General features: G+C 31.0%; 17 protein-coding genes and 4 tRNA genes. 4 read left to right on the forward strand and 17 right to left on the reverse strand.

What is annotated here, in order from left to right; translation table 4 throughout:
- Nucleotides 1–31 precede the first annotated feature (31 nt).
- From EXC45_RS01415 to EXC45_RS01490, 16 genes are all read right to left on the reverse strand, one after another.
- A complete protein-coding gene (locus EXC45_RS01415; RefSeq protein WP_036433900.1) occupies nucleotides 32–1600 on the reverse strand; it encodes a hypothetical protein in 1569 nt (522 codons plus the stop codon).
- A gap of 159 nt (nucleotides 1601–1759) precedes the next feature.
- A tRNA-Ile gene (locus EXC45_RS01420) sits at nucleotides 1760–1836 on the reverse strand.
- 56 nt (nucleotides 1837–1892) lie between these two features.
- Nucleotides 1893–2291 (reverse strand): 30S ribosomal protein S9, encoded by a 399-nt coding sequence (gene rpsI / locus EXC45_RS01425; protein WP_036433898.1) that lies wholly within the window; start codon nucleotides 2289–2291, stop codon nucleotides 1893–1895.
- Between the two features lie 2 nt (nucleotides 2292–2293).
- Nucleotides 2294–2728 carry a 50S ribosomal protein L13 gene (gene rplM, locus EXC45_RS01430; protein ID WP_036433896.1) on the reverse strand — a complete coding sequence of 145 codons (435 nt, stop codon included), beginning with the start codon at nucleotides 2726–2728 and terminating at the stop codon, nucleotides 2294–2296.
- 201 nt (nucleotides 2729–2929) lie between these two features.
- Entirely contained in the window at nucleotides 2930–7324 is a 4395-nt protein-coding gene (locus tag EXC45_RS01435; protein ID WP_036433894.1) for a DNA-directed RNA polymerase subunit beta', read from the reverse strand.
- Nucleotides 7317–10919 (reverse strand): DNA-directed RNA polymerase subunit beta, encoded by a 3603-nt coding sequence (gene rpoB, locus EXC45_RS01440; RefSeq protein ID WP_036433892.1) that lies wholly within the window; start codon nucleotides 10917–10919, stop codon nucleotides 7317–7319. Before rpoB ends, EXC45_RS01435 begins: the two co-directional genes overlap by 8 nt.
- Before the next feature lie 157 nt (nucleotides 10920–11076).
- Nucleotides 11077–12078, reverse strand: a complete 1002-nt coding sequence (locus EXC45_RS01445; protein ID WP_036433890.1) for an NAD(P)H-dependent glycerol-3-phosphate dehydrogenase — start codon at nucleotides 12076–12078, stop codon at nucleotides 11077–11079.
- A 49-nt stretch (nucleotides 12079–12127) separates the two neighbouring features.
- Nucleotides 12128–12202: transfer RNA gene (locus tag EXC45_RS01450), tRNA-Trp, on the reverse strand.
- 17 nt (nucleotides 12203–12219) lie between these two features.
- A complete protein-coding gene (locus EXC45_RS01455) occupies nucleotides 12220–12447 on the reverse strand; it encodes a phosphopantetheine-binding protein (RefSeq protein WP_036434026.1) in 228 nt (75 codons plus the stop codon).
- Between the two features lie 23 nt (nucleotides 12448–12470).
- Nucleotides 12471–12869, reverse strand: a complete 399-nt coding sequence (locus tag EXC45_RS01460) for an MHO_1590 family protein (protein WP_036433888.1) — start codon at nucleotides 12867–12869, stop codon at nucleotides 12471–12473.
- On the reverse strand, nucleotides 12853–13971 hold the full coding sequence (locus EXC45_RS01465) for an MHO_1580 family protein (protein ID WP_036433886.1): 1119 nt from the start codon (nucleotides 13969–13971) through the stop codon (nucleotides 12853–12855). The genes EXC45_RS01460 and EXC45_RS01465 overlap by 17 nt, the downstream gene beginning before the upstream one ends.
- Complete coding sequence (locus EXC45_RS01470; protein ID WP_036433884.1) at nucleotides 13952–14287, reverse strand: MG284/MPN403 family protein; 336 nt, start codon at nucleotides 14285–14287, stop codon at nucleotides 13952–13954. Before EXC45_RS01470 ends, EXC45_RS01465 begins: the two co-directional genes overlap by 20 nt.
- A gap of 79 nt (nucleotides 14288–14366) precedes the next feature.
- A complete protein-coding gene (gene proS, locus EXC45_RS01475; protein WP_036434025.1) occupies nucleotides 14367–15803 on the reverse strand; it encodes a proline--tRNA ligase in 1437 nt (478 codons plus the stop codon).
- Between the two features lie 71 nt (nucleotides 15804–15874).
- A tRNA-Gln gene (locus tag EXC45_RS01480) sits at nucleotides 15875–15949 on the reverse strand.
- Nucleotides 15950–15952: 3 nt separating this feature from the next.
- Nucleotides 15953–16036, reverse strand: a tRNA-Tyr gene (locus tag EXC45_RS01485).
- A gap of 96 nt (nucleotides 16037–16132) precedes the next feature.
- Entirely contained in the window at nucleotides 16133–18841 is a 2709-nt protein-coding gene (locus tag EXC45_RS01490) for a cation-translocating P-type ATPase (RefSeq protein WP_036433882.1), read from the reverse strand.
- A 141-nt stretch (nucleotides 18842–18982) separates the two neighbouring features.
- Here EXC45_RS01490 and EXC45_RS01495 point away from each other — a divergent pair, with 141 nt between their 5' ends.
- The 4 genes from EXC45_RS01495 to EXC45_RS01510 all read left to right on the forward strand — a co-directional run bounded on the left by EXC45_RS01495 (nucleotide 18983) and on the right by EXC45_RS01510 (nucleotide 21216).
- Nucleotides 18983–19495: a hypothetical protein gene (locus tag EXC45_RS01495; protein WP_036433879.1), complete on the forward strand. Its 513-nt coding sequence runs from the start codon at nucleotides 18983–18985 to the stop codon at nucleotides 19493–19495.
- A gap of 129 nt (nucleotides 19496–19624) precedes the next feature.
- Nucleotides 19625–20068 (forward strand): hypothetical protein, encoded by a 444-nt coding sequence (locus tag EXC45_RS01500; protein WP_036433877.1) that lies wholly within the window; start codon nucleotides 19625–19627, stop codon nucleotides 20066–20068.
- Nucleotides 20069–20194: 126 nt separating this feature from the next.
- Nucleotides 20195–20644: a hypothetical protein gene (locus EXC45_RS01505; RefSeq protein ID WP_036433875.1), complete on the forward strand. Its 450-nt coding sequence runs from the start codon at nucleotides 20195–20197 to the stop codon at nucleotides 20642–20644.
- Between the two features lie 77 nt (nucleotides 20645–20721).
- Nucleotides 20722–21216, forward strand: a complete 495-nt coding sequence (locus tag EXC45_RS01510; protein WP_036433873.1) for a hypothetical protein — start codon at nucleotides 20722–20724, stop codon at nucleotides 21214–21216.
- Between the two features lie 51 nt (nucleotides 21217–21267).
- Here EXC45_RS01510 and eno read toward each other — a convergent pair whose 3' ends face one another.
- Nucleotides 21268–22635 carry a phosphopyruvate hydratase gene (gene eno, locus EXC45_RS01515; protein WP_036433871.1) on the reverse strand — a complete coding sequence of 456 codons (1368 nt, stop codon included), beginning with the start codon at nucleotides 22633–22635 and terminating at the stop codon, nucleotides 21268–21270.
- Between the last annotated feature and the right edge of the window lie 62 nt (nucleotides 22636–22697).

Here is a 22697-nt window from a genome sequence, read left to right on the forward strand (position 1 = left end):
CACTTTTGAATTTGTGCTTTTTTATTTTGAATTATTTATCTTCTTTGTTTTTTCTTTTTTTACCAGCAAATAAAGCAATTAATAATCCTGCTACAAGCAATACAGCTGAGATAGCTCCAAATGCGATGTATTCATAGTATGTAGGTTTTGGATCATTTTTGTTTTCTTCTGCATATTTGTAATCTGGAGCAAGAACTTCTTTAGCTTTTGAATATTCTCTGGCCACATTAGTTGCAACATTTTGAATTACTGGAACGTTTAATTCGTTTTTAGTTAATAATTCATTTGCATCGTTAAGAACAGCTTGAATTGCATCTTTGTTTGATTGAGGTAATTTATCATTTGTTAAAAGATCTTTTAATTCTTTTTCATATTTTGAAAGGTTTTCTCTTAAGGTTACCATTTCATCATTAACAGTTTTTACTAATGAACTAAATTGTTCAACTGTTTTAGGATCTTCACTTTTTTGAGCATTTAATTTAGCTTGATCTGAATAAGTTTGTCTTTGAGCATCATTTAAAGCTTCAGCATCGCTTAAAATAGCGTCATAATTTTTTGTTTTAGCGTGTTGTTCTTTTAAGGCTGCGTATTTATCTGATAATTTAGTTAAATCAGCTTCATACATATCAGCATCTTTAACATACATTTCACCAGCAGCTACATCTGCTTTATTTTCTAATGATGAAGATAATTTATCGTAATAAGTTTTAAGTGTATCTTTATCTTCTTGAGCAATAAGTGAGTTAGCTAAAATTTCATTAACAACAACTTTAATGTCCATATTTGAATCAGCAAATTCTTTAACTTTAACACTAGCTACAACCAATGTATTAACTGAATCATTAACCATCATAATGTCGGCTTTTGTTTCATCAGTTAATTTAGCTGTTTCAGATGCTAATTGTTCATTAGCTTTGTTTAATAAGTCATTGTAATATGAAGTAACAACAGCATTAACAACAGGAGCAGTAACGTCGTTTAATCCATTTAATACTACATTTAAAATTGATACTAATCCTTTATTGTAGCTTTCGTCAAATTTAGCATTTAATGCATCCACTTGTTCTTTTGAAGTTAATGTTGAATCTGATTTTGTTGATTCAGCAATTGCAGCATCAGCTTCGGTTTTAGCTTCACTTAATTGAGCTTTGTATGTTTTGGCATCTTCAGCTTCTGAAACTTTGCTTTCGTAATACATTGATTTAGAAAGTTTTTCATACATTGAGTTTGAAGCGTTTTGTGATAAAACAAGCATTGCTGTTGCTAAGTCATTTGCTTTAGCTAAGTATTCATCAAGTTTTTCAACAGTAACATCATCTGCATCAGCCATTGCTTTGTAAGCCTCAATTTGAGCAGCTGATAAAAATGGATTTGCTTGTTCGCTTTTTGCTAACGCATCAATAGCAGCTTTGTATTCAACTTTTTTAGTTTCTAAAGCTTGTGCTTGATTATCTGCAGGAGCTCCACTTTCATTTGAATTTACAGGTGTATCTGCGTTATTTACATTAGCAGTTGAAGATGTTTGAGCTGATAAAGCCATAGCTGGAGTTGCGGCTACAACTGGTGCTAAAATCAATAATTTATTTTTTAATTTTTTCATAAAAATCCTTTGTAAGTAACTATGTATTTTTAGATAATTATAAGTTTACTTTTTATATTCATAATTATAAGATATTTTTAAAAAAAATAAATATAAAAATAGACCTATTTAAAAATGAAAAACAGGGTAAATTCCCTGTTTTTTTCGGTCAAAATGAAATGGTGCGAACGAATGGACTTGAACCATCGACCTCACGATTATCAGTCGTGTGCTCTAACCAGCTGAGCTACGCTCGCATAGTGTATTCCTATTATATCACTTTTGAAACATAACAGGAATAAAATTATGAAAATTAACGTTTTGAGAATTGTCTTGAACGACGTGCTTTTCTAAGACCAGGTTTTTTACGTTCTTTAGCACGGGCATCTCTTGTAAGCATTCCAGCTTGTTTAAGAACTGAACGATAGTCCGCACTAGCTTCTAATAAAGCACGAGCAATTCCAAGTCTAATAGCTCCAGCTTGACCACTAAGACCACCACCAGCAACTTTAACAGAAACATCAAATTGTCCCATTGTTTCAGTTAAAACAAATGGTTGATTTGCATCTTGAAGGTAAATATCTGAAGTTAAGTAATCTTTTGCTCCTCTACCGTTAATTACAAAATCACCTTTTCCAGGTTTAATAATAACACGAGCAACTGAAGATTTTCTTCTTCCTAATCCACGGTATTTAACTTGTTCTTTAGCCATAATTATCTAACCTCTAATCTTTCTGGGTTTTGAGCTTGATGTTTGTGTTCTGAACCAGCGTAAATAAATACATTACGACGTTGTTTGTTTCCTAATTTTGTGTGTGGAAGCATTCCGTAAATAGCTTTTTCTACTAAAGCGGTTGGTTTTTTAGCTCTAAGTTTTGCAGCATTAATGCTTTTAAGTCCACCAGGGAAACCTGAGTGTGAATAGTAAATTTTATCTTGTTCTTTTTTTGCTGTTAAAATAGCTTTTTCAGCGTTGATAACAATAACGTTATCTCCCATGTCTGCATGTGGTGTAAATGTTGGTTTAGTTTTTCCTCTAAGCACTGAAGCAACAAAAGCAGCTAAACGTCCTACAACTTGACCTTCTGCGTCAACAACGTATCATTTTTTGTCAGCTTTTTGTGTGTTAACAATTGTTGTTTGTCTCATTTGATCCTCCTACGTTAATTTGTTTGGAATTTATTCGGTTCTATAAATTGCTTTTTAATTATAACACAAAGACAAAAAACATAAGTATTTTTTTAAATCTTATAAAAAAAGTATTTTGAGATTTTAGATATAACTTTTTAGCACAATTTATGCATCAAAACAAAAAAGCACCATAAAAATGGTACTTTAAATTATTAGTAATTATTCATTGTCATATTCATCATCAAATGAATCATTCATTGAATGGTCTTCATAAAGCTCAACTTCGTCTAAACTAACATTGTCAAATAAGTTGTCAATATCGTAGACAATTCTTTCTGTTGGAATTTCTTGAGCAGCAGATTTATTGGTGAAATATGATTTAGGATCACGAATATCGTATTTGCTTTTTGGATCGTAATTTGAATTTGTTCCAGCAGGAATTTTGTATCCTAAAATGATATTTTCTTTAAGTCCTTGAAGATAATCAACACGATTTGAAATTGATGAGTTAACTAGAATTTTAGCTGTCTCTTGGTATGATGCAGCAGCTAAGAACGAATCACTAAGAAGAGGAGTTTGTTTTGCTCCTTTGATTTTTACTTCTCCAAATGCTGGACGTTTACCTTGAGCAATTAAACGTCCATTTTCTCTTTGATAGATAAATCTATCAACTAAACTTCCGGTGAAGAAATCTGAATCTCCTGGATCGGTAATAATAATTTTTGAAAGCATTTGACGAATAATGATTTCAATGTATTTATCTGCAATTGCAATCCCTTGAAGACGATACAATCTTTGAACTTCTTTAAGTAAATAATTTTGGACAGCTCTAGTATCAGCTTTTTCAAGAAGGTCGTTAATAATAATAGGACCTTCAACAAGTTTTTGTCCTGGTGTTACCAAATCACCAACTTTAACTCTTAGTTTTTGAGAAACTTTAACGGCATGATGCACTGGTTCAGGCATTCCTTGTTGGTTTTTAGTTTCCACTTCTACAAGTAAAGTATCTGAATCTTTTCCTTGAGAATCTTTGGCTGGTTTAATTGATTTAACCTTTCCATAAACTTTTGAAATAACCGCAGGTCTACCTCATGGAAGATCGTAAGCATCAATAAGCTCAATTAAACGACCAAATCCACCAGTAATATCGGCTACCCCAGCTACCCCTCCGGTGTGGAAGGTACGCATGGTAAGTTGTGTTCCAGGTTCCCCGATTGATTGAGCAGCAACAACTCCAACAGCTTCACCAATATTAACGATTCTGTTGGTTGCTAAATCTTTACCGTAGCAACGCTTACATACTCCATTACGTGTGTGACAAGATAACACTGAACGAATTTCAACTTCAGTTTTACCGTATTCATTAACAATTTTATTTGCTAATTCTGGAGTAATTAAAGAATTAGAATCAACAATCATTTCTCCGTTGTTATCAAAAATTGGACGGTTAGTAAATCTACCTTCAATTCTTTCAATTAATGATTCAATAACTGTATCGGTTTTAGTATCTTTGATATCTTTAACTACAAAACCAAAGTCACTACCACAATCTTCTTCACGAACAACAATTCCTTGAGCCACATCAACTAATCTACGAGTTAAATATCCTGATTTTGCGGTGTTAAGCGCAGTATCGGTAAGTCCCTTACGAGCCCCGTGAGTTGAAGAATAGAACTCATAAGCAGTAAGCCCATCAAGGAATGATGATTTAACTGGAATTTCAACAGTTGAACGAACAACACGGTCGTTTTCAGCATCGGCTTTAAGAACTTTGGCGTTGTTATTCATCAATCCACGCATACCAGCAAGCTGAGTAAAGTTAGATGCGTTTCCACGAGCCCCTGAAGTAAACATCATAAATAATGGGTTATCTAAATCTGATTTAGTTACTTCTTTAAGATCTTTTTCAATTGATTCTTTAACTTGTGATCATTTTTGAATAGTTAAGTTATAACGTTCATCGTCAGTTAAATAACCATGAGCAAAGTAGTTTTTAAGTTGTTCAACATACTCTTCACCCTCTTTAATTTTATCCTTTGTAGTTGGTAAAGTAGTAATGTCATTCATTGAGATGGTTGTTCCTGAAATTGTTGAATATTTAAATCCTAAATCTTTGATGTTATCTAAAATAGAAGCAACATAATTTGAATATCTAAATCATACATTTTCAAGTAATTCAGTGTAGTGTGAAAGATTTAATTCATCATCAATGTTTTCTGATTTTCTAAAGTATTTGAATTTAATGTTTTCAAATTCTTCCTGAATAAATTTATTAATTAATGATGCGTGTGAAGTTGAAATTTCTTCATTTTTATAATCTTTTAATGAAGCACATTCTTCAAATTTATTTTTGTAATTACTTTCTTTAAGAGAATCTAAAATTCCAGCGATGTCTTCAATTGTAACAACAGCAACATATTTTTCATATACACGACGAATAATTTTAGCAATATCTTTTTTAACTAATGCATTATTAACTGGAAGAGTAGCAATTGCTTCTCTAAAGTTTGTTCCATATTCAAATGTATATTCGTCTAAAGCATTTTCTGAAGTGTGAATTGATTCTGATTCTTTAACTTTTACTTCGCCATTAACATTGCTTGATATTACAGTTACTCTTTTACCAAAAACAAATTCAAAATCACTTGGGAAAGCTCTATTTAAAATAAATTTACCAACAGTTGAAGTAATGTATGGACGATTAGTTGAATTGAGTACAGATAATTTATCTACAGCTTCAATTGGAAGCACTACTCTTGTGTGAAGAGTGATGTATCCATTTTCATAAGCATTAAGCATATCATTAAATGTTGCATAGAAATTACCTTCACCCTTAGCTTGCGCTTTTTCTAATGTAAGGTAGTAAAGACCTAAAATCATATCTTGAGAAGGGTTGATGATAGGTTCACCATCACGAGGTCCAAGAATGTTTTTAGAAGCCAACATCAATTCTTTAACTTCTCTTACTGCTTGTTCTGAAATTGGAACGTGCACAGCCATTTGGTCCCCGTCAAAATCGGCGTTAAACGCAGTTGTTACAAGAGGGTGTAATTTAATAGCTTTACCTCTAATTAAAACTGGTTGGAACCCTTGAATTGAAAGACGGTGCAATGTAGGAGCACGGTTTAAAAGTACAGGACGCCCTTCGATTGCTCTTTCAACATATGGTCAAATTGAAGGGTTTAATGATTCAACTAATTTTTTAGCTGCTTTAACGTTTTTAACACTTTCTTCAGAATTAATAATTTCTTTAATAATTCATGGTTCAAACAATTTAGCAGCCATGTCTCTAGGAATCCCTACCTCATACATTTTTAAAGTAGGTCCAACAACAATAACGCTACGTCCTGAGTAATCAACACGTTTCCCTAAAAGGTTTTGACGGAAACGACCTTTTTTCCCGGTTAAAGCATCAGAAATGGATTTAAGTGGGTGCCCATCTTTTGATGATACCGGAGATGGTTTTTTTCTGGCGTTATCAATTAAAGCATCGACAGCTTCTTGAATCATACGATACTCATTTTGCTTAATAAGCATAGGAGCATCAGATTCATTTCATTTAGCTAAACGGTTATTTCTAATGATGATACGACGGTAAAGTTCGTTAACATCACTGGTTGAATGTCTTCCACCATCTAGTTGTACAAGTGGACGTAAGTCCGCTGGAATAACTGGAAGATTGTAAATCAACATGTTGGTTGGTTTTTGACCTGATTTAATAAATGAATTAATAATAGTAAGTCTTTTGTAAAGTTTTGAACGATCTTGCAAGTTGGTTGAAGAGATGTTTTCTGAAGCATTAATTTCGTCGATTTTAGCTTGAACAAGTTCAGCTTCACGCTCAAGATCAATATTTTTAAGTAAGTATTCAATTGCTTGAGACCCAGTTCCGATTTTTGCATCTGAAAATTCGTGAATTATGTCATTGTATTCGTAAAAATCAATTCCATAATCTTTTCCCATTTTTGAAGATGCATATTCTCTAAGTTCGGTTAAAGCATTATAAATATCTTCATATTCTTCAGAATCTTTTGGGTAATTTTCAAGCATTTCCATTAACGCTTCTTCATAAATGTTTGCAGCTTCGTTAATGTTAATAATGGTATTTTTCTTAAGTGATTTTAAACTACCACTTTCCAAAACAATGTGAGATTTGTAGTAGATAAGGTTTTCTAAATCTGATTTTGAAACTGGAGTGTTTGAATCTGCAACTCTAAGTCCTAAAAGTTTAGCAATAATTGAGTGGTCAATTTTGAAAAATCAGAAGTGTACAACTGGATTGTGAAGTTTAATATGTCCCATTCTAGTTCTTCTAGTAATTTTTGGAAGAATTCTTGGTTGATATTTTTCACAAGCTGGAGTTTTTGTACAAATTGTGTTTTCATCACTTTTTTTGTATTTGGTTGAACACACCGGACATTTATAATCAGTGGTTGGACCAAAAATTAATTCATCAAAAAGTCCGTCTTTTTCTGGTTTATATGATTTATAGTTAATTGTTTCAGGTTTGGTAACCTCACCGTGTGATCAATTTAACACATCTTCATTTGTAGCCAGTGAAAGAGTGATTTTGTTTAGTAAATTATCAGTTTTTTTGTCTGTAAAATTACTCATAACTTTCTCCTCCGCCATCTAGATATTGATTAATTTCTTCTTCTTCATCACTATCTTGTTGTAATAATTCTAATTTCATTCCTAAACCTTTAAGCTCGTTACTTAAAACATTAAATGATTCAGGAATTCCAGGATTTGGAATGTCTTTATTATCAGAAACTAACGCGCTATAAAGGGCATTTCTTCCTGAAATATCATCTGATTTATATGTAAGAATTTCTTGAAGAACATTGGTTGCTCCATAAGATTCGATAGCTCAAGTTTCCATTTCCCCAAATCTTTGACCCCCGTTTTGACTTTTTCCTCCAAGAGGTTGTTGGGTAATAAGAGAATATGGGCCAACACTACGAGCGTGCATTTTGTCATCAACCATGTGGTTAAGTTTAAGCATATACATAACTCCAACAGAAATTGGTTTGTCAAATTTTCTACCTGTAATTGGGTCAATTAAGGTTTGTTTTCCACTTCTGTCTAATCCAGCTTCAACTAGTGCATCTTCAATATCTTTCTTTTTAACTCCATCAAATGAAGGAGTAACGAATTTAACCCCAAGTTTTCTTGCAGCCATTCCTAAGTGAAGCTCAAGAACTTGTCCGATGTTCATACGTGAAGGAACCCCTTGAGGGTTAAGCATAATGTCAAGAGGTGTACCATCTTCAAGATATGGCATATCTTCTTCCGGAAGAACAATAGAGATAACCCCTTTGTTTCCATGACGACCAGCCATTTTATCTCCGACTTTGATTTTACGTTTTTGAGCAATTGAAACTTTAACGATTTTATCAATTCCATCCTCTAAAACATCGCCTTTATCACGAGAAAGAACTTCAACGTGGATTACGGTACCATTGTGACCATTTTTAACTTTCAATGAAGTATCTTTAACATTTTGAGGACGTTGTTGAAGAATTGCCATAAGCAATTTTTCTTCTTGGGTAGGATTATCTTCACCTTTTGGAGAAATTCTACCAACAAGAACATCGCCAGCTACAACTTCTGAACCTACACGAACAATACCTTGTTCATCTAAGTGTCTAATTGAATATTTTGAAACGTTTGGAATATCATCTCTAGTTAATTGATCCTCACCAGCACGCGATGATCTAAATTGAATAGTTTGTTCTTCAATATGAATTGATGTATAAACATCATCTTTAACTAATCTTTCGTTAATAATTACAGCATCCTCAAAGTTGTAACCGTTTCATGTTGTAAATCCAACTAAAACGTTTTTACCAAGAGCCATTTCTCCGTCTTTGAAACTTGAACCATCAACTAAAAGATCTCCTTTTTCTACCATTTGACCTATTTCGACAATAGGTTTTTGTTGAATTAAGGTTCCTTGATTTGAACGTTCAAAGTTTCTAAGGAAATACTTGTCGGTAACTCCTTTATCATTTTTAACATGAATTCTTGAACCATCTACAAAAACAACTTCTCCAGAGTTTTTGGCGGTTAAGTTGTATGAAGAATATTTAGCAATATCAGCTTCAATTCCTGTTGCAACGTAAGGTGCTTCAGCTTGTAAAAGAGGAACAGCTTGACGTTGCATGTTTGAACCCATAAGAGCACGGTTGGCATCATCGTTTTCAAGGAAAGGAATAGCAGCTGCAGCAACTGAAACAATTTGTTTTGAAGAAACCTCAATAAAGTCTACTTCCAATGGTGAACCAATGATGTAGTTGTAATCTTTTCTAATTGTTAAACTTGGAGACACGATGCGATTGTTTTCATCAACTTTAACTGATGATTGAGCAAAAGCATATCCAATTTCTTCAGCAGCTGTTAAGTACACAACTTCATCATAATTAACAACTCCATCTTTTACTCTAAAATAAGGAGTTTGTAAAAATCCTAAGTCATTAACTTTTGCAAAAGTTGCGTAGTTAAGAATAAGTCCGATGTTTGGTCCTTCAGGAGTTTCGATAGGGCAAATTCTACCATAGTGAGTTGAGTGAACGTCACGAACTTCAAATTGAGCTGTATCACGGTTAAGACCACCAGGTCCTAAAGAAGTAACTCTACGTTTATTTGAAACCTCTGAAAGAGGGTTAATTTGATCCATAAATTGTGAAAGTTTTGAAAGGTTAAAGAATGTTTTCATTTGGTTGGTAACCAATTTGTTATTTGTAACATTTTTACCAGTTACTTTTTCAGGTTCTTTAGCTCCCATTCTTTCACGAGTTGTTTTTTCTAGTTTTGCTAACGCAACAGACAATTGTCCTTCAAGTAATTCTCCAACACTAACAATTCTTTTGTTAGTTAATGCATCAGGATCATCATCTTGTCCAATTCCATCAATTAAATTGAAGTAGTAATTCACAACAGCAACAATGTCAGAAATAAGTAAATGAGGTTCTGTAGATCTAGGATCATTACCTATTACAAGTACAGGCTCATTTTCTCTTTCAGTCATTCATTTTTTATTTGGATAGACTTTGATTTTAACAATTTTGTTTCTTTTTGCAAGTGTCTTGTTATTTGTAATTAGTTTGTGATATACATGTTCAACATCAATTCCAGGAATAGTTTCAAGAGCTAAAACACCTTCTTTAAAGCCTTCAGCAATTTCTTTGGCAATGTTGATTGTTACAAATGTATATTTTGGATAAAGCACTTCTCCTGCTTTATTTTTAACATCTTGAGCTAGGTAAGTGTGAGTAATACGATCAACAACAGAAAGTTTGTTGTTTAACATATGTCTACCTGTTACTGAAAGATTGTAACGTTTTTTATCAAAAAGAATTCCTGGTAAAAGGCTCTTTTTAGATTCTTCAGAAATACGATCTCCTTTTCTTAATCCTCTAAAAAGTTCTTCTTGACAAGCGTCAATAATTTCTTCTTTTGTTAATTCGGTATTTGAAATAAATTTATCTTTTCTGATGGTTTCTTCTAAAAGATCACTTTTTCCAAATAGTTTTCTAACTTCATCTTGGGTGATACCAAATGAACCAAGGAAAGTTCCAAGATTGACATTTTTGTTTTTGTCAATTTTTACTTTAACGGTATCAAGTGTATTTGAAGTTGTTTTGTGTGAAATTTCAATTCAAGAACCAATTCTTGGCAGAACTTCTACTTTGTTGAATAAGTCATCAGATTGTTTATTTCTAACATTCAATCCAAAGTAAGCTCCAGGTGAACGAATAAGTTGAGAAACAATAACCTTCTCACTTCCGTTAATGATGAAACTTCCCCCTGAAGTCATGTAAGGAATTTCCCCAATTAAAACTTCATCGGTATTAACCTCTCCAGTTCCGGTGATTTCTCTTTTTAAAGTTGCATACACTTTAACTGAAAAGTTAATTCCTTTAGCTTTACATTTTTTAATCTCTTCACTTTCTGATGTAGATTTTTTGTAAGGCAATTCTAAACGTAAGCTACCTTTAACATAGTCAAGAGAAACTTGTTTATTTGCAGCTTCAATTGGATAAATTTCAAGAAGTTGTTCTTGAATTTTCTTTTGAATAAACAAATTAAAACTTTCTTTACTTGTTGAAAGGATGTCATCAACAGGATGAGAGTATTTTGTAACAGAATAATCTCTTCTCATTGTCTTAGGCCCGAACTGACGAACTTTGTAGTTTGTTTGACTCATAACTCCCCTTTGATATAGTAATTTTTAGGTACGTAATAAAAACGCAATTAGTAAATTAATTTTACCAGAAAATAAATTTATTTATTTACCATTTTTTGGAATATTTTTCACCAAAATTTTAATAAAAAAAATGAGGCTAATTCCTCATTGTGCAAAACTAATTTTTGATAAGAAAATCAGTCAATAAAAGCGGTTCTTTTTGACCCTGTAAAATGGTAATAATACTTTCTAACAACGGAACATTTTTAATATTATTTTGTTGCAAAATCTTAGCTAAAGTTTTAGCACTTGCATATCCTTCAACAGTTAATTCTTGTTTTTTCAAAGTTTCTTTAAGACCTTTTTCAGCAATTGAGTATCCAAAAGTAAAGTTTCTACTTTGTGTTGAAGAACAAGTTAGGAAAATATCTCCAATACCAGCTAATTCGAAACCTATAGCCACATTTGTTGAAGGTTTTAATTGTAAAGCAATTTGTAAAATTTCTTTAGTACCAATTGAAATTAAAGCTGAATGAGAGTTTTTTCCTGGGTGATTAAATGAAGATATACCAATTCCTATTGCTAAAACATTTTTTAGTGCTGCTAAAATTTCACCTGTGTGCTCATCTGCACAAGGAATCAATTGAAAGTAGTGATTGTTGAATTTTTGAATTAAAAGCTCTTCGAAATCTTTATTTGAAGCAAAAACATTAATTAAAGTTAGGTGTTCTTCAAAAACTTCTGATGCATAAGAAGGCCCTGCAAAAGTGGCAAAGCTTTTTAAATTACGATTTAGCTTTGTTTTAATTAAATCTGATAAAAACTCACCACTAAGATCATCAAAACCTTTTGAAACATTAACAATATTAATTTTTTTGTACTTTAATATTGCAGACAATTGTTTTAAAACACTTCTAATTGCAACCGAAGGAATTGCAATAACTGCTGTTTCACAATCTTTTAGAACATACTCTAAATCAGTTGAAGCCTGAATGTTTTCAGGATTGGTAAATGAGCGGTTTCCAAAATATTTCCGGTTGAAACCTTTATTAATTTCACTTATTTCTTGATCATTAATTCCGTACATTTTAACATGGTAACCATTTTGAGAAACTACATTTGCAAGCGCACTTGCTCATGCTCCGGTTCCAATAAAAGCTATATATTTAGTTTTTTTCATAATAAAAATTATATTATTTATACTATTTTAAAAAAATGAAATAAAAAAATGGCAGGAGTAGCAGGATTCGAACCCACAACACACGGGGTTGAAGCCCGTTGTTCTACCGTTGAACTATACTCCTAAGCCTTTTAATTATAACTAATTTTTTGATTTTTCAATCAACAAAATAATATCATTAATTGTTTTTACTTTCATTAACTCTTCATCAGCAATTTCAATACCAAATTTTTCCTCAGCTTCAATAATAATTTCAGCTAAATCAAGCGAATCAATATTAAGTTCTGCTAATAAAGTATTTTCACCAAAAGATTTTTTAGTGTATTTTTTAAGTTCATTTAGAACGATTTCTTTTACTGATTTATTCATGTTGTAATTATAAAAGTTTTTCATTAATTTGAGTAATCTAATTTAAATTTATAGGCTTTTTTATACTCTTTATTTTGATAAACGATTTTAATATAAACATTCAATTCATAATCACTAATTAATTTTCAATTGAAATAAATATCACCATTTGGTAAGTTAACTCTTTTACTTAAATCACTTAATAACTCATAAACTAAATTTTCTGTAATTACTTTTTCACTGTTTTTTGTGGACAAAAGTTCATTGTAATATTTTTCATCTAAGTCAGGAAATATGTTTTCAACTTCCGTATCATTCTCTTTTGAGACTTTATTTACTGTTGATGTGCTTAGATGTTTATAAGCATAATAAGAACCAAAAGATAACAAAATGATTCCAATAGCTACAATAAAATATTTAACTTTATTATTTCATGTATTCATCTTCGGGTTTTGAATATGCAAGAAGTTCATTGATATTAGTAATTTTTCGCGAGAGAACTAAATTAAAAAATTTTTCTAAATTAATCACTAATATTTCTCTGTTTGTATTTTCGCTATCAAAAGGAATTTCAGTAATAAAAAGACTTTTATTTTGCGTTCTCGGAGCTGAAATATTTTTATTAATAAAGAATGTTTTTGAAAATATCAATTTAAAATCTTTAAATTCTAATCCCAATTGTGTTTGGAGTTCGCCACTAAAATATCTAGGTAATAAAATACCTTTTTTAGCTTCAATAGAGTTATTGAAATTTCAATTATAATCACTAGTTAAAGTGTTATAGTGAAAAGGTAAATTATAAGTTTGAATAAAATTATTGTTAAACTCTCAATTATAAATATTCGAATTTATTTGGGTTGGTTTTAAATTCAATTCTTTATTAAAAAAGTGATCAAACTCAACAAAAGCTTTTTCAAGAAGGGGAGGTGATTTTTTACGATGTTTAATTTTAAGATTAGGTGATAAATTCGGATTATAAAATACTTCAATTGTTCCTACAGAATTGGTTCTTTTTTGGTTTGATAATTCATTTAAATTAACCAATACATTTAAATAATTAAAGCTAGTTTTGTGAGCTTTTTCAAACAATAAAAAATTGTATTCGCTCACAATTTTGGCTTTTGCAGTATTAGACTTTACGATAATATTTTGTTCAATCAAATTAAAATCACCAAAATCAACATAAAAAATTCCTGCATCCTCGTTATTATTTTTAAAAATTACAACTATACTTTTTAATTTTTTATATTCTAAATTAAGATCCTCAAATTTCAGTTTGAAATTATCTAAATGTTCTTTCAAATTTTCAAGTACATATGTTCCATTTACAATTAGAGATACCGATAAATTTAAGTGCTTAAAATTAGTTAAATTCGATGCAAAATCAATGTCAAAATAACCATTATTAAGTAATTTATCGATACTAAAGTGCACAAAAAATTCTTTGGGTAAATTAATTGAATCTCAGCGAGTATTTACTTGCTGATTATTAATTATTTCTACATCTTTGTCAATGTTATATTCATTATGAACTTCAGCAATCATAAGCAAAGACCTTTTCAAGAAATTTATTTATCGCTTCTTTTCTGCGTTTGTAATATGTAGAGCGGGAGAAATAAGTTAAATATCATTTACTTTCCTCTTTGTTTTTATTGTATTCACTTAAAAGAATTCTTTGTTCAATCGGATTTAAAGCCTCAATAGCTTTATGGATTCTTAAAGACATTAGTTTTTCTTGTTGTTGGTGCACATCATCACTATTAGAAGGCATTACATCAAGTAATTTTCCTAAATATAAAAGTTTTTTAGTTACATCTGATTTTTGTTTTTCTTTTTTGTTAAAAATTGTTTTACTTTGCATAATTTCCTCTATTTAAGTAATAAGAAAATTACTAAAAAACAAAAAATAAATTAAAAAACTGCCATTATGACAGTTTCAATTAATACGCTTTAGCAAATAACACGTAACGGTTTGTTTTTGCTCTGCAGGCATTAAAAATACAATTTTTCTCTTGTGAAGGTTTGTCAAATTCTTTAGGAATACATCTAGTAGATGCTCCAGTTTCTTCTTTAATTTGCACCTCTGCTTCATCTGCACAGCAAAAAGGAGCAATAACAAATCTTTGGTCAGCAATGTGCTTTTTGAAATCTTCATAATTATCTACAAAAACAGTATTATTATCAAGTCTTATTTTTGCTTGTTCGTATAGATTATCATGAATTAAATCTAAGGTTTTACCAACAATATTTTTAATTTCATCCACTGAAATTAGTTGTTTTTCTAATGTATCTCTTCTAATTAAAGTTACTAAATTGTTTTCTAAGTCTCTAGGACCTACTTCGATTCTTAAAGGAACTCCTTGAATTTCACTATTTGAGGCTTTATAACCAGGAGTTTTATCACTACGATCAACTCTAACACGGAATTTTCTACTTAATGTCGCTTCCAATTCATCAACAACTTTTTTAACTTGAGGATTCTTATCGGCAAAAAGTTCAAGAATATCAATTTGAACAGGTGCAACTTTTGGAGGAATAATGATTCCACGGTTATCACCGTGTGTCATAATAATTGCACCAATTAAACGAGTGGTAATTCCTCAAGAAGTACCGTACACATATTCTTTTTCGTTGTTTTTGTTTTTAAATTCAATTTGGTAAGGTTTAGAGAAATTTTGAGCCAAATAATGGCTTGTTCCTGCTTGGAGTGCTTTTCCATCTTTCATCATGGCTTCAATTGTGTAAGTTGAACACGCTCCAGCAAATTTTTCATGTGGAGTTTTTTTCCCGACCACTACCGGAATAGCTAAATAATTCTTCAAAAATTTGGCATAAGTGCTAATCATTGTTCGAGTAAGTTTTCTGGCTTCGATTGCATTCGAATGACAAGTATGACCTTCTTGTCAAAGGAATTCTCTACTTCTTAAAAATGGGTTTGTGGTTTTTTCTCATCTTAAAACATTAGCTCATTGATTGTAAATAATAGGTAAATCATTGTACGAATCAATTGATTGTTTGAAAAGTTCAGCGAAAAGAACTTCAGAAGTTGGACGAATAAATAATTTTTCACTTAATTCTTTGTTTCCAACGTGAGTTACAGTAGCTAATTCAGGATTGAATCCTTCTAAATGCTCTTTTTCAATTTTGAATAATGATTCAGGTATAAGTAAAGGTAAATAAACGTTTTGCACACCTTTTTCTTTAAGAATTTTATTAAAGTGTTGTTGAATTAACTCTCAAATACCATATGAATTTGGTAAGTAAATAATGCTTCCTTTGGTTGAACCATATTTAATTAAATTTCCGTTTTTAACAACATCAGTATATCATTTGGCAAAATCTTGTTCTAAAGGAGTAATTTTGTCTAATTTTTTCATAGTTTTTTTATTATATAAAAAAACATTTAAATACTGCTTTAAAAGCATAAAAAAATCACCCTAAGGTGATATGGCTGCCCCAGTTAGATTCGAACTAACGCGTGACGGAACCAAAACCCGCTGCCTTACCGCTTGGCTATGGGGCAAAATGGTGGGGGGAGAGGGATTCGAACCCCCGAATCCTAAGAAAGTGGGTTACAGCCACCCGCATTTGGCCGCTTTGCTATCCCCCCGTTTGCTTAATTGCTTAATTATTATATAACAAAGATTTTAAAATCAAAAACTTTTTTTAAATTTTCATAAAAAAATCAAAGGCTAGGCCTTTGACATTAAATTAATACTTCTCTTTTAAAAACATAAGCATTTAATGCTTTCACCACTTCACTATAAGCAATTAATCCGAATCCAAATACTACTGGAATAATTCAAAGGAAATGATTTTTAGCATAAGTACTAATAGCTACGTTTTTAAATATTTCAGCAAATCCTGGAATATATGCAGAAGTAAGTACACACACAAGTGAAAATACACATGCTACATACACTAAGTAAAATACTCTTGGAGAGCATTTAAAAATGCTATTTGAACTCATTAAGTTCATTGAGTTTAATGAAGCACCAATACCTAGAGTCACAAAACATGCACTTGCTGTGACTTTAACAAATTCTTCACCAACAATGTTGTTTGCTTGAGCGATTGACCCTACAATTCCATATGCAAGTAAAGCCAATAGAGAAAGAACTAGTGAGTGAACAAGTAACTTTTTACCCATCCCGTCAGCAAAAACGCTATCGCGCTTATTAATTGGCTTTTCTTTCATGACATCAATTCCGCTAGGAGTCATTCCTAAAGCAATTGCTGGTAGTCCGTGAGTTAATAAGTTAATTCATAATAATTGTGAGGCTGAAAGAACAAAAAATTCAGCTCCACCAATGGTATTTTTAAAAATAAATCTAAAAGCAAAAAGTCCAATTAGCATTACGATAATTTCAGTTACTGAAGAAATAAGTAAGTTTAAAATAACAGTTTTAACTTTTTTGTAAGTTTCTCTTCCTGATTTAACAGCTCCAACAATAGTGTTGAAATTATCATCTGTTAAGATAACATCAGCTGCTTGTTTAGAAACATCAGTTCCGGTAATTCCCATTGCGCAACCAACTTCTGAAGCTTTAAGCGCTGGAGCATCATTAACTCCATCACCAGTCATAGCAACAACTTTATCGTGATATTGTCACGCTTTGACAATTCTTAATTTATCTGATGGATTTACACGTGCATACACTGAAATTAAGTGCACATTATTGCGAAGTTCTTCATCGCTCATTAAGGCTAATTCTTCACCTTTAATAGCTTTATCTCCTTCTTGATAAATATTTAATTCTTTAGCAATAGCAACGGCAGTAGTTAAGTGATCTCCAGTGATCATAACTGTTTTAATTCCAGCTGCTTGAGCTTGTTTAATGCTTGCTTTAACACTTTCACGAGGAGGATCAATCATTGCAATTAATCCTAAGAAAGTTAAATTATTTTCATCAACATAATCAATGCTTGTTTGATTTTCATCTACATTTTTGTAAGCTACAGCGATTACACGGTAAGCTTTATTTGATCATTGTTCATTTAATTCGTACGCTTGTGCTGGAGTGTTGTGACATTTAGCAAAAATTACATCAGGAGCTCCTTTGGTAATAATGGTTTTTCCATTTTTACCTTGAATAAGTACTGACATAGTTTTACGATCGCTATCAAAAGGAAGTGAGTGTAATTTAGGGAATCTTTCAAGCACTTTTGCTGAAGTAATTCCATGTTCAATTCCAAAACGTAAAATTCCAGTTTCAGTTGGATCTCCGGCTTCTGAATAATTTCCGTGTTCATCTACATGCACTTGGGCATCACAACATGCCACAAATGATGCTAACGCTTTTGAATTAGCGGGGTTATTTTCTGGAAATTCATAATCTCAAAAATCAACCACTTTCATTTTGTTTTCAGTTAATGTTCCTGTTTTATCAGAACAAATAACTTGAGTTGAACCAAGAGATTCAATAGCAGGAAGCGATTTAATAATGGCATTTTGCTTGGTCATGTGTGCCACACCAATTGCAAGAAGCACTGTTGTAAAAGTAATTAAACCTTCAGGAATAGCAGCCACAGCAAGTGAAATACCAATTACTAAAGCCCCTGAATAAGTTTCAAAGTTAGCTCATCCACCAAAGAACCCGTTTAATAAAATTTGAATTAAAGTGGTAGCTAAAAATAAAATTACTCCTGAAATTCCAAAGATTTTACTTAATTTGTTTAATTTAATTTGCAATGGGGTTAATGCTAACTCTTGTTCACTAATTAATTTATTAATTTTTCCTAATTCAGTTTGATTTCCAGTAGCACTAATGTGAACGATTGCTCGACCATTAGTTACATAAGTTCCTGAAAATACTCTGTTTAATTGATCTCCTAAAGGTTTATCAGATAAATCTTGATCAATTACCATTTTCGCCACTGGTAGAGATTCTCCAGTTAAAGCTGATTCTACAACATTTAAGTTATATGCTTCAACTAAAACTCCATCTGCTGGTACATAATCTCCAGCTTCTAAGACAACTAAATCCCCTGGTACAATTTCGGTAGCTGAAATGGAAATCATTTTTCCATTACGAATAACCTTAGAATTGAGTTGATTGTTTTTTTCCAGTGCTTTAACTGCTTGGTCACTTTTGTATTCCTGATAAGTTCCCAGCATGCTATTTAAAATCACCACAATTAAAATAATAATTGGCTCAATATAACCAATGATGATTTCATTTTTTGAATTACGTCCTGAAACATGTTCATAAATTGCTACTGCAAACGATACTGTAGCAGCAATTAAAAGCAAAATAATCATGAAGTCTTTAAACTGATTTAAAAATGATTTGACAAAGCTAAATTTTTTGTGAGTTTTAATTTCATTTAACCCAAATTTGCTTTGAAGTTGCTTAACTTGTGCATCAGTTAAACCACTTTTTAAATTAACTTCATTGTTAATGATTTGATTCATAATTCTCCTTTCATTTTTTTAGTTTTATAAGAATAAATTTATTATATCAAAACAGATATTTTTAAACTCTTTATTATTCTAATAATAAAGCAGTTTCAATTATAATTTTAATAGCAATATTTATATTATGGAAAGGAAGATATGAATTACTTAAACGATTTTATTTATGAAGTCAAAAGATTAAAATCAGCAGCGCTTGGATATTTAATTTTATCTATTATTGGATTTTTCTTCTTTTTTGGAATGATTTTAGGTTTTGCTGCAATATTAACAACTTTAGCTAGAGCAGAAAGAGAAGGAGCTGATGCTGTTACAGCAGTTGGAATTGGTGCTCTTGCTGGTCTTGGTGTTTTAGGATTTCTATCACTAGTGTATGCAGTTGTATCTTTTGTGTATTTCATTTTATTTGTTGTTAGAGGTTTTAGAGTCGCAGGAATGTCTGAACAAATGTCAATGCATAATCCAGTAATCATTGATTACGATAGATTCTCAACTATTAAAATTTTATTAATTGTAGGTCTAATTGGATTGATTTTTTGATTTGGAACAATTGTATTGTTTGTTGCATCAATTATGTCAATTATTGAATGTAATAAAATTCTTAGACAACAAATGTTCTCTCCTTCAAAAAACGATATGTCACAACCTGTTTAATCACATTTTAAGCAAGCGAAAGCTTGTTTTTTTATTTTTTTGTAAAAATCCGCTTTGAAAAAAAAAAAAAAAAAAACATATGATTTTTGTGAGACAAAGTTTGTCTTCATTATGAAAAGGAGGAAATTCATGACTGAATTTAAAGACAAAATAAAGTTCCTTAAAAGTGCTCGAACAGCTGGAATGTTTTATGTTATTTGACAAGTTGTTATGTTTGCTTTTTTAATTTTAGGAATAATTATTTCTGCTTTTAATCTAAAAACCATATCACAACAAGGTTTACTTAGTGCTTTTGCTTTTCCTGTTATCGTTTATCTTATTTGATTTTTAGGAAACTTTGTATCAGGATTTTTTGTTATGTACAAAGCGTTTTATTTATATGAAAAAGTTCAAAAGTGAAATTTATACGAACAAACACAAATTAGTACTAGCTCATTGCTTATTAATAAAATTTCTGTAATTATTGGTGTTGGAACACTTCCTTTAGGTATCGGATTTTTTGTGTTATTAGCATGTGCAACATCACTTTGAGTAAAAACTTTAACAATTGAAAAGCAATTACTTGTTGATTAAAAATCAAACTTAAAATTATAGCAGCTTATCTTTCTGCTATTTTTTTTGCAAAAATCCGCTTTGAAAAAAAAAAAAAAAAAACATATGATTTTTGTGAGACAAGGTTTGTCTCAACACAGGAAATATATGGATAATTACGATTCAAAAATTAATACTTTAAGATCATCTCAACTAGCAGGAATGTGATTTATTTTCTTAAACGCATTCTCCTTGTTTATTGCAATTTTATTTACTTCAATTTTATATTCAACAGTTTGAACTCCTTCTGGAGCTTATACAATGTTTATTTTTACAACAGTGTTTTGAATTTTTTGATTTTTATCTTTAGTAATTAGCACATTTTTTGTAGTGTTTAAATCTTTTAATTTGTATGTAAAATTACAATTTTGAAATAAATACGAAAAATTAAATATTAACGAACATAACTTGTACATTCAAAAAATTCTTACCATTGTTGCTATTGGATTAATACCACTATGTGGTGTTGGAATTCTTCTTTTGTTTGGTGTTGCAATTTTACTTTGAATTAATTCAATGAGCATCAAAAAAGAAATTCAGCTTAACCAAAATAATTAAGATTTTATAACCTTGAGCAGAGTTTTTCTGCTTTTTTTGTTAACCTAAATTAAACATATTTCCAATATAATTAAATTATGAATGTAAATAAAATTTTGAAATTTAATTCAAAAGCAAAAATCTTTGCTATTTTGAGCTTAGTATTTTTTGTTATAACAATTATTTTTGTTTTTGTCAGTTCAGCTATTTTGGATGTTGTCATCACTGAAACAACCAAATTTAATAATAATGGTGAACAATCAACTACCATAACAATTAGTTCTTATCCAGCATACTATTTTGGTTTAACAATGAAATATGGAAGATTTGTAACATTATTGCTCTTTTATATTTTCGAAATTATCGTTACTGTTTATGTTTTTAAATTAGACGAATTGATATCATGAGACCAAAAAGAAAAAGGTTTACTTAATAACAAATACTCATTGAACGAATTGAAAATAACCAATATTGTTTTTCTTGTATTTTTACCGCCACTTCAATTTACAATCAAAATCTGATTTTTAGCAGTAAGCGCTAAAATAAAAGCCGAATATAAAGAAATTCATATTAGCCATGAAAATGTGGTTTAAAATTAATTAAAAAACATCACCTTAATTCAGAGGTGATGTTTTAAGTTGAAATTATTTGTTTAATTTAATGTTGTAAAATGCTTTAGCACCTTCAAATTTAGCTGATGAACCAAGTTCTTCTTCAATAGCAAGAAGTCTGTTGTATTTTGCAATACGGTCAGTTCTTGACATTGAACCAGTTTTAATTTGTCCGGCATTCATTGCTACAGCAATATCGGCAATTGTAGAGTCTTCTGTTTCTCCTGAACGGTGTGAAACAACAGCTGTCATGTTAGCTTTTTGAGCCATTTGAATAGCTTCAAAAGTTTCAGTAAGTGAACCAATTTGGTTAATTTTAATTAAAATTGAGTTCATTGATTTTTCTTCAATTGCACGTTTTAAAATAGATGTGTTTGTAACAGTTAAGTCATCTCCCACAATTTGAAGTCTGTCTCCGTATTGTTTAGTGAATTTAGCAAATCCTTCTCAATCCGCTTCTGCAAGACCATCTTCAATAGAAATAATTGGGTATTTATCAACTAATTTACCTAAGTATTCAATCATTTCATCTGTGGTGTAGCTTAATTTAACACCTTGAAGTTCTTCAAATCCAGGTTTTTTAGCTTCAATAGCAGCTTTAAGTTTTCCAAATGTATAAACTCCATCACTGTAAAGTTCACTTGAAGCACAGTCCATTGCAATAGCAACAGCTTTTTCTCCGCTTCTAGCTGGCACATAACCAGCAGCTTTAATAGCTTCAACTAAGAAATCAAGAGCTTCTTCGTGAGATTTGAAGTTAGGAGCAAACCCTCCTTCATCACCAACTTGAACACCGTGTCCTGCTTTTTTAAGTAATTTAGCAAGATTGTGGAATACAAAGTTAGCCATTTGCATTGATTCTCTAAAAGTTTTAGCTCCAACTGGCATAATCATAAATTCTTGGAAGTCGATTGTGTTTGAAGCGTGTTCTCCACCATTAATAACATTTAACATAGGAACTGGTAATTGGTGTCCGTTAAATCCACCTAAATATTTGTAAAGTGGTAATTGAAGTTCATTTGCAGCTGCTCTAGCAACAGCAAGTGAAACTCCCAAAATTGCGTTAGCTCCCATTTTTTCTTTGTTTGCTGTTCCATCAAGAGCGATCATTTTTAAGTCGATAGCTCTTTGGTCAGTAACTTCCATACCTAAAAGTTCTGGTGCTAAGTCTTGGTTAACATGATCAACAGCTAACATTACACCTTTTCCACCAAATCAGTTTCCTTCATATTTAGAACCTTTGTCTCTTAATTCAAGAGCTTCTCTTGAACCTGTAGAAGCTCCAGAAGGAACCATAGCTGAACCATATCCTTCATATTCAGTTCAAACTTCAACTTGAACTGTTGGATTACCACGTGAGTCTAAAACTTCACGAGCATGTATTTTTTTAATTGCTGACATTTAATATCTCCTTTTATTTAAATACAATATATGTTTTAATTATATTATTTTTTTAAATTAGC

The organism is Mycoplasmopsis columboralis, from assembly GCF_900660675.1.
Lineage (GTDB): Bacteria > Bacillota_I > Bacilli_A > Mycoplasmatales > Metamycoplasmataceae > Mycoplasmopsis > Mycoplasmopsis columboralis.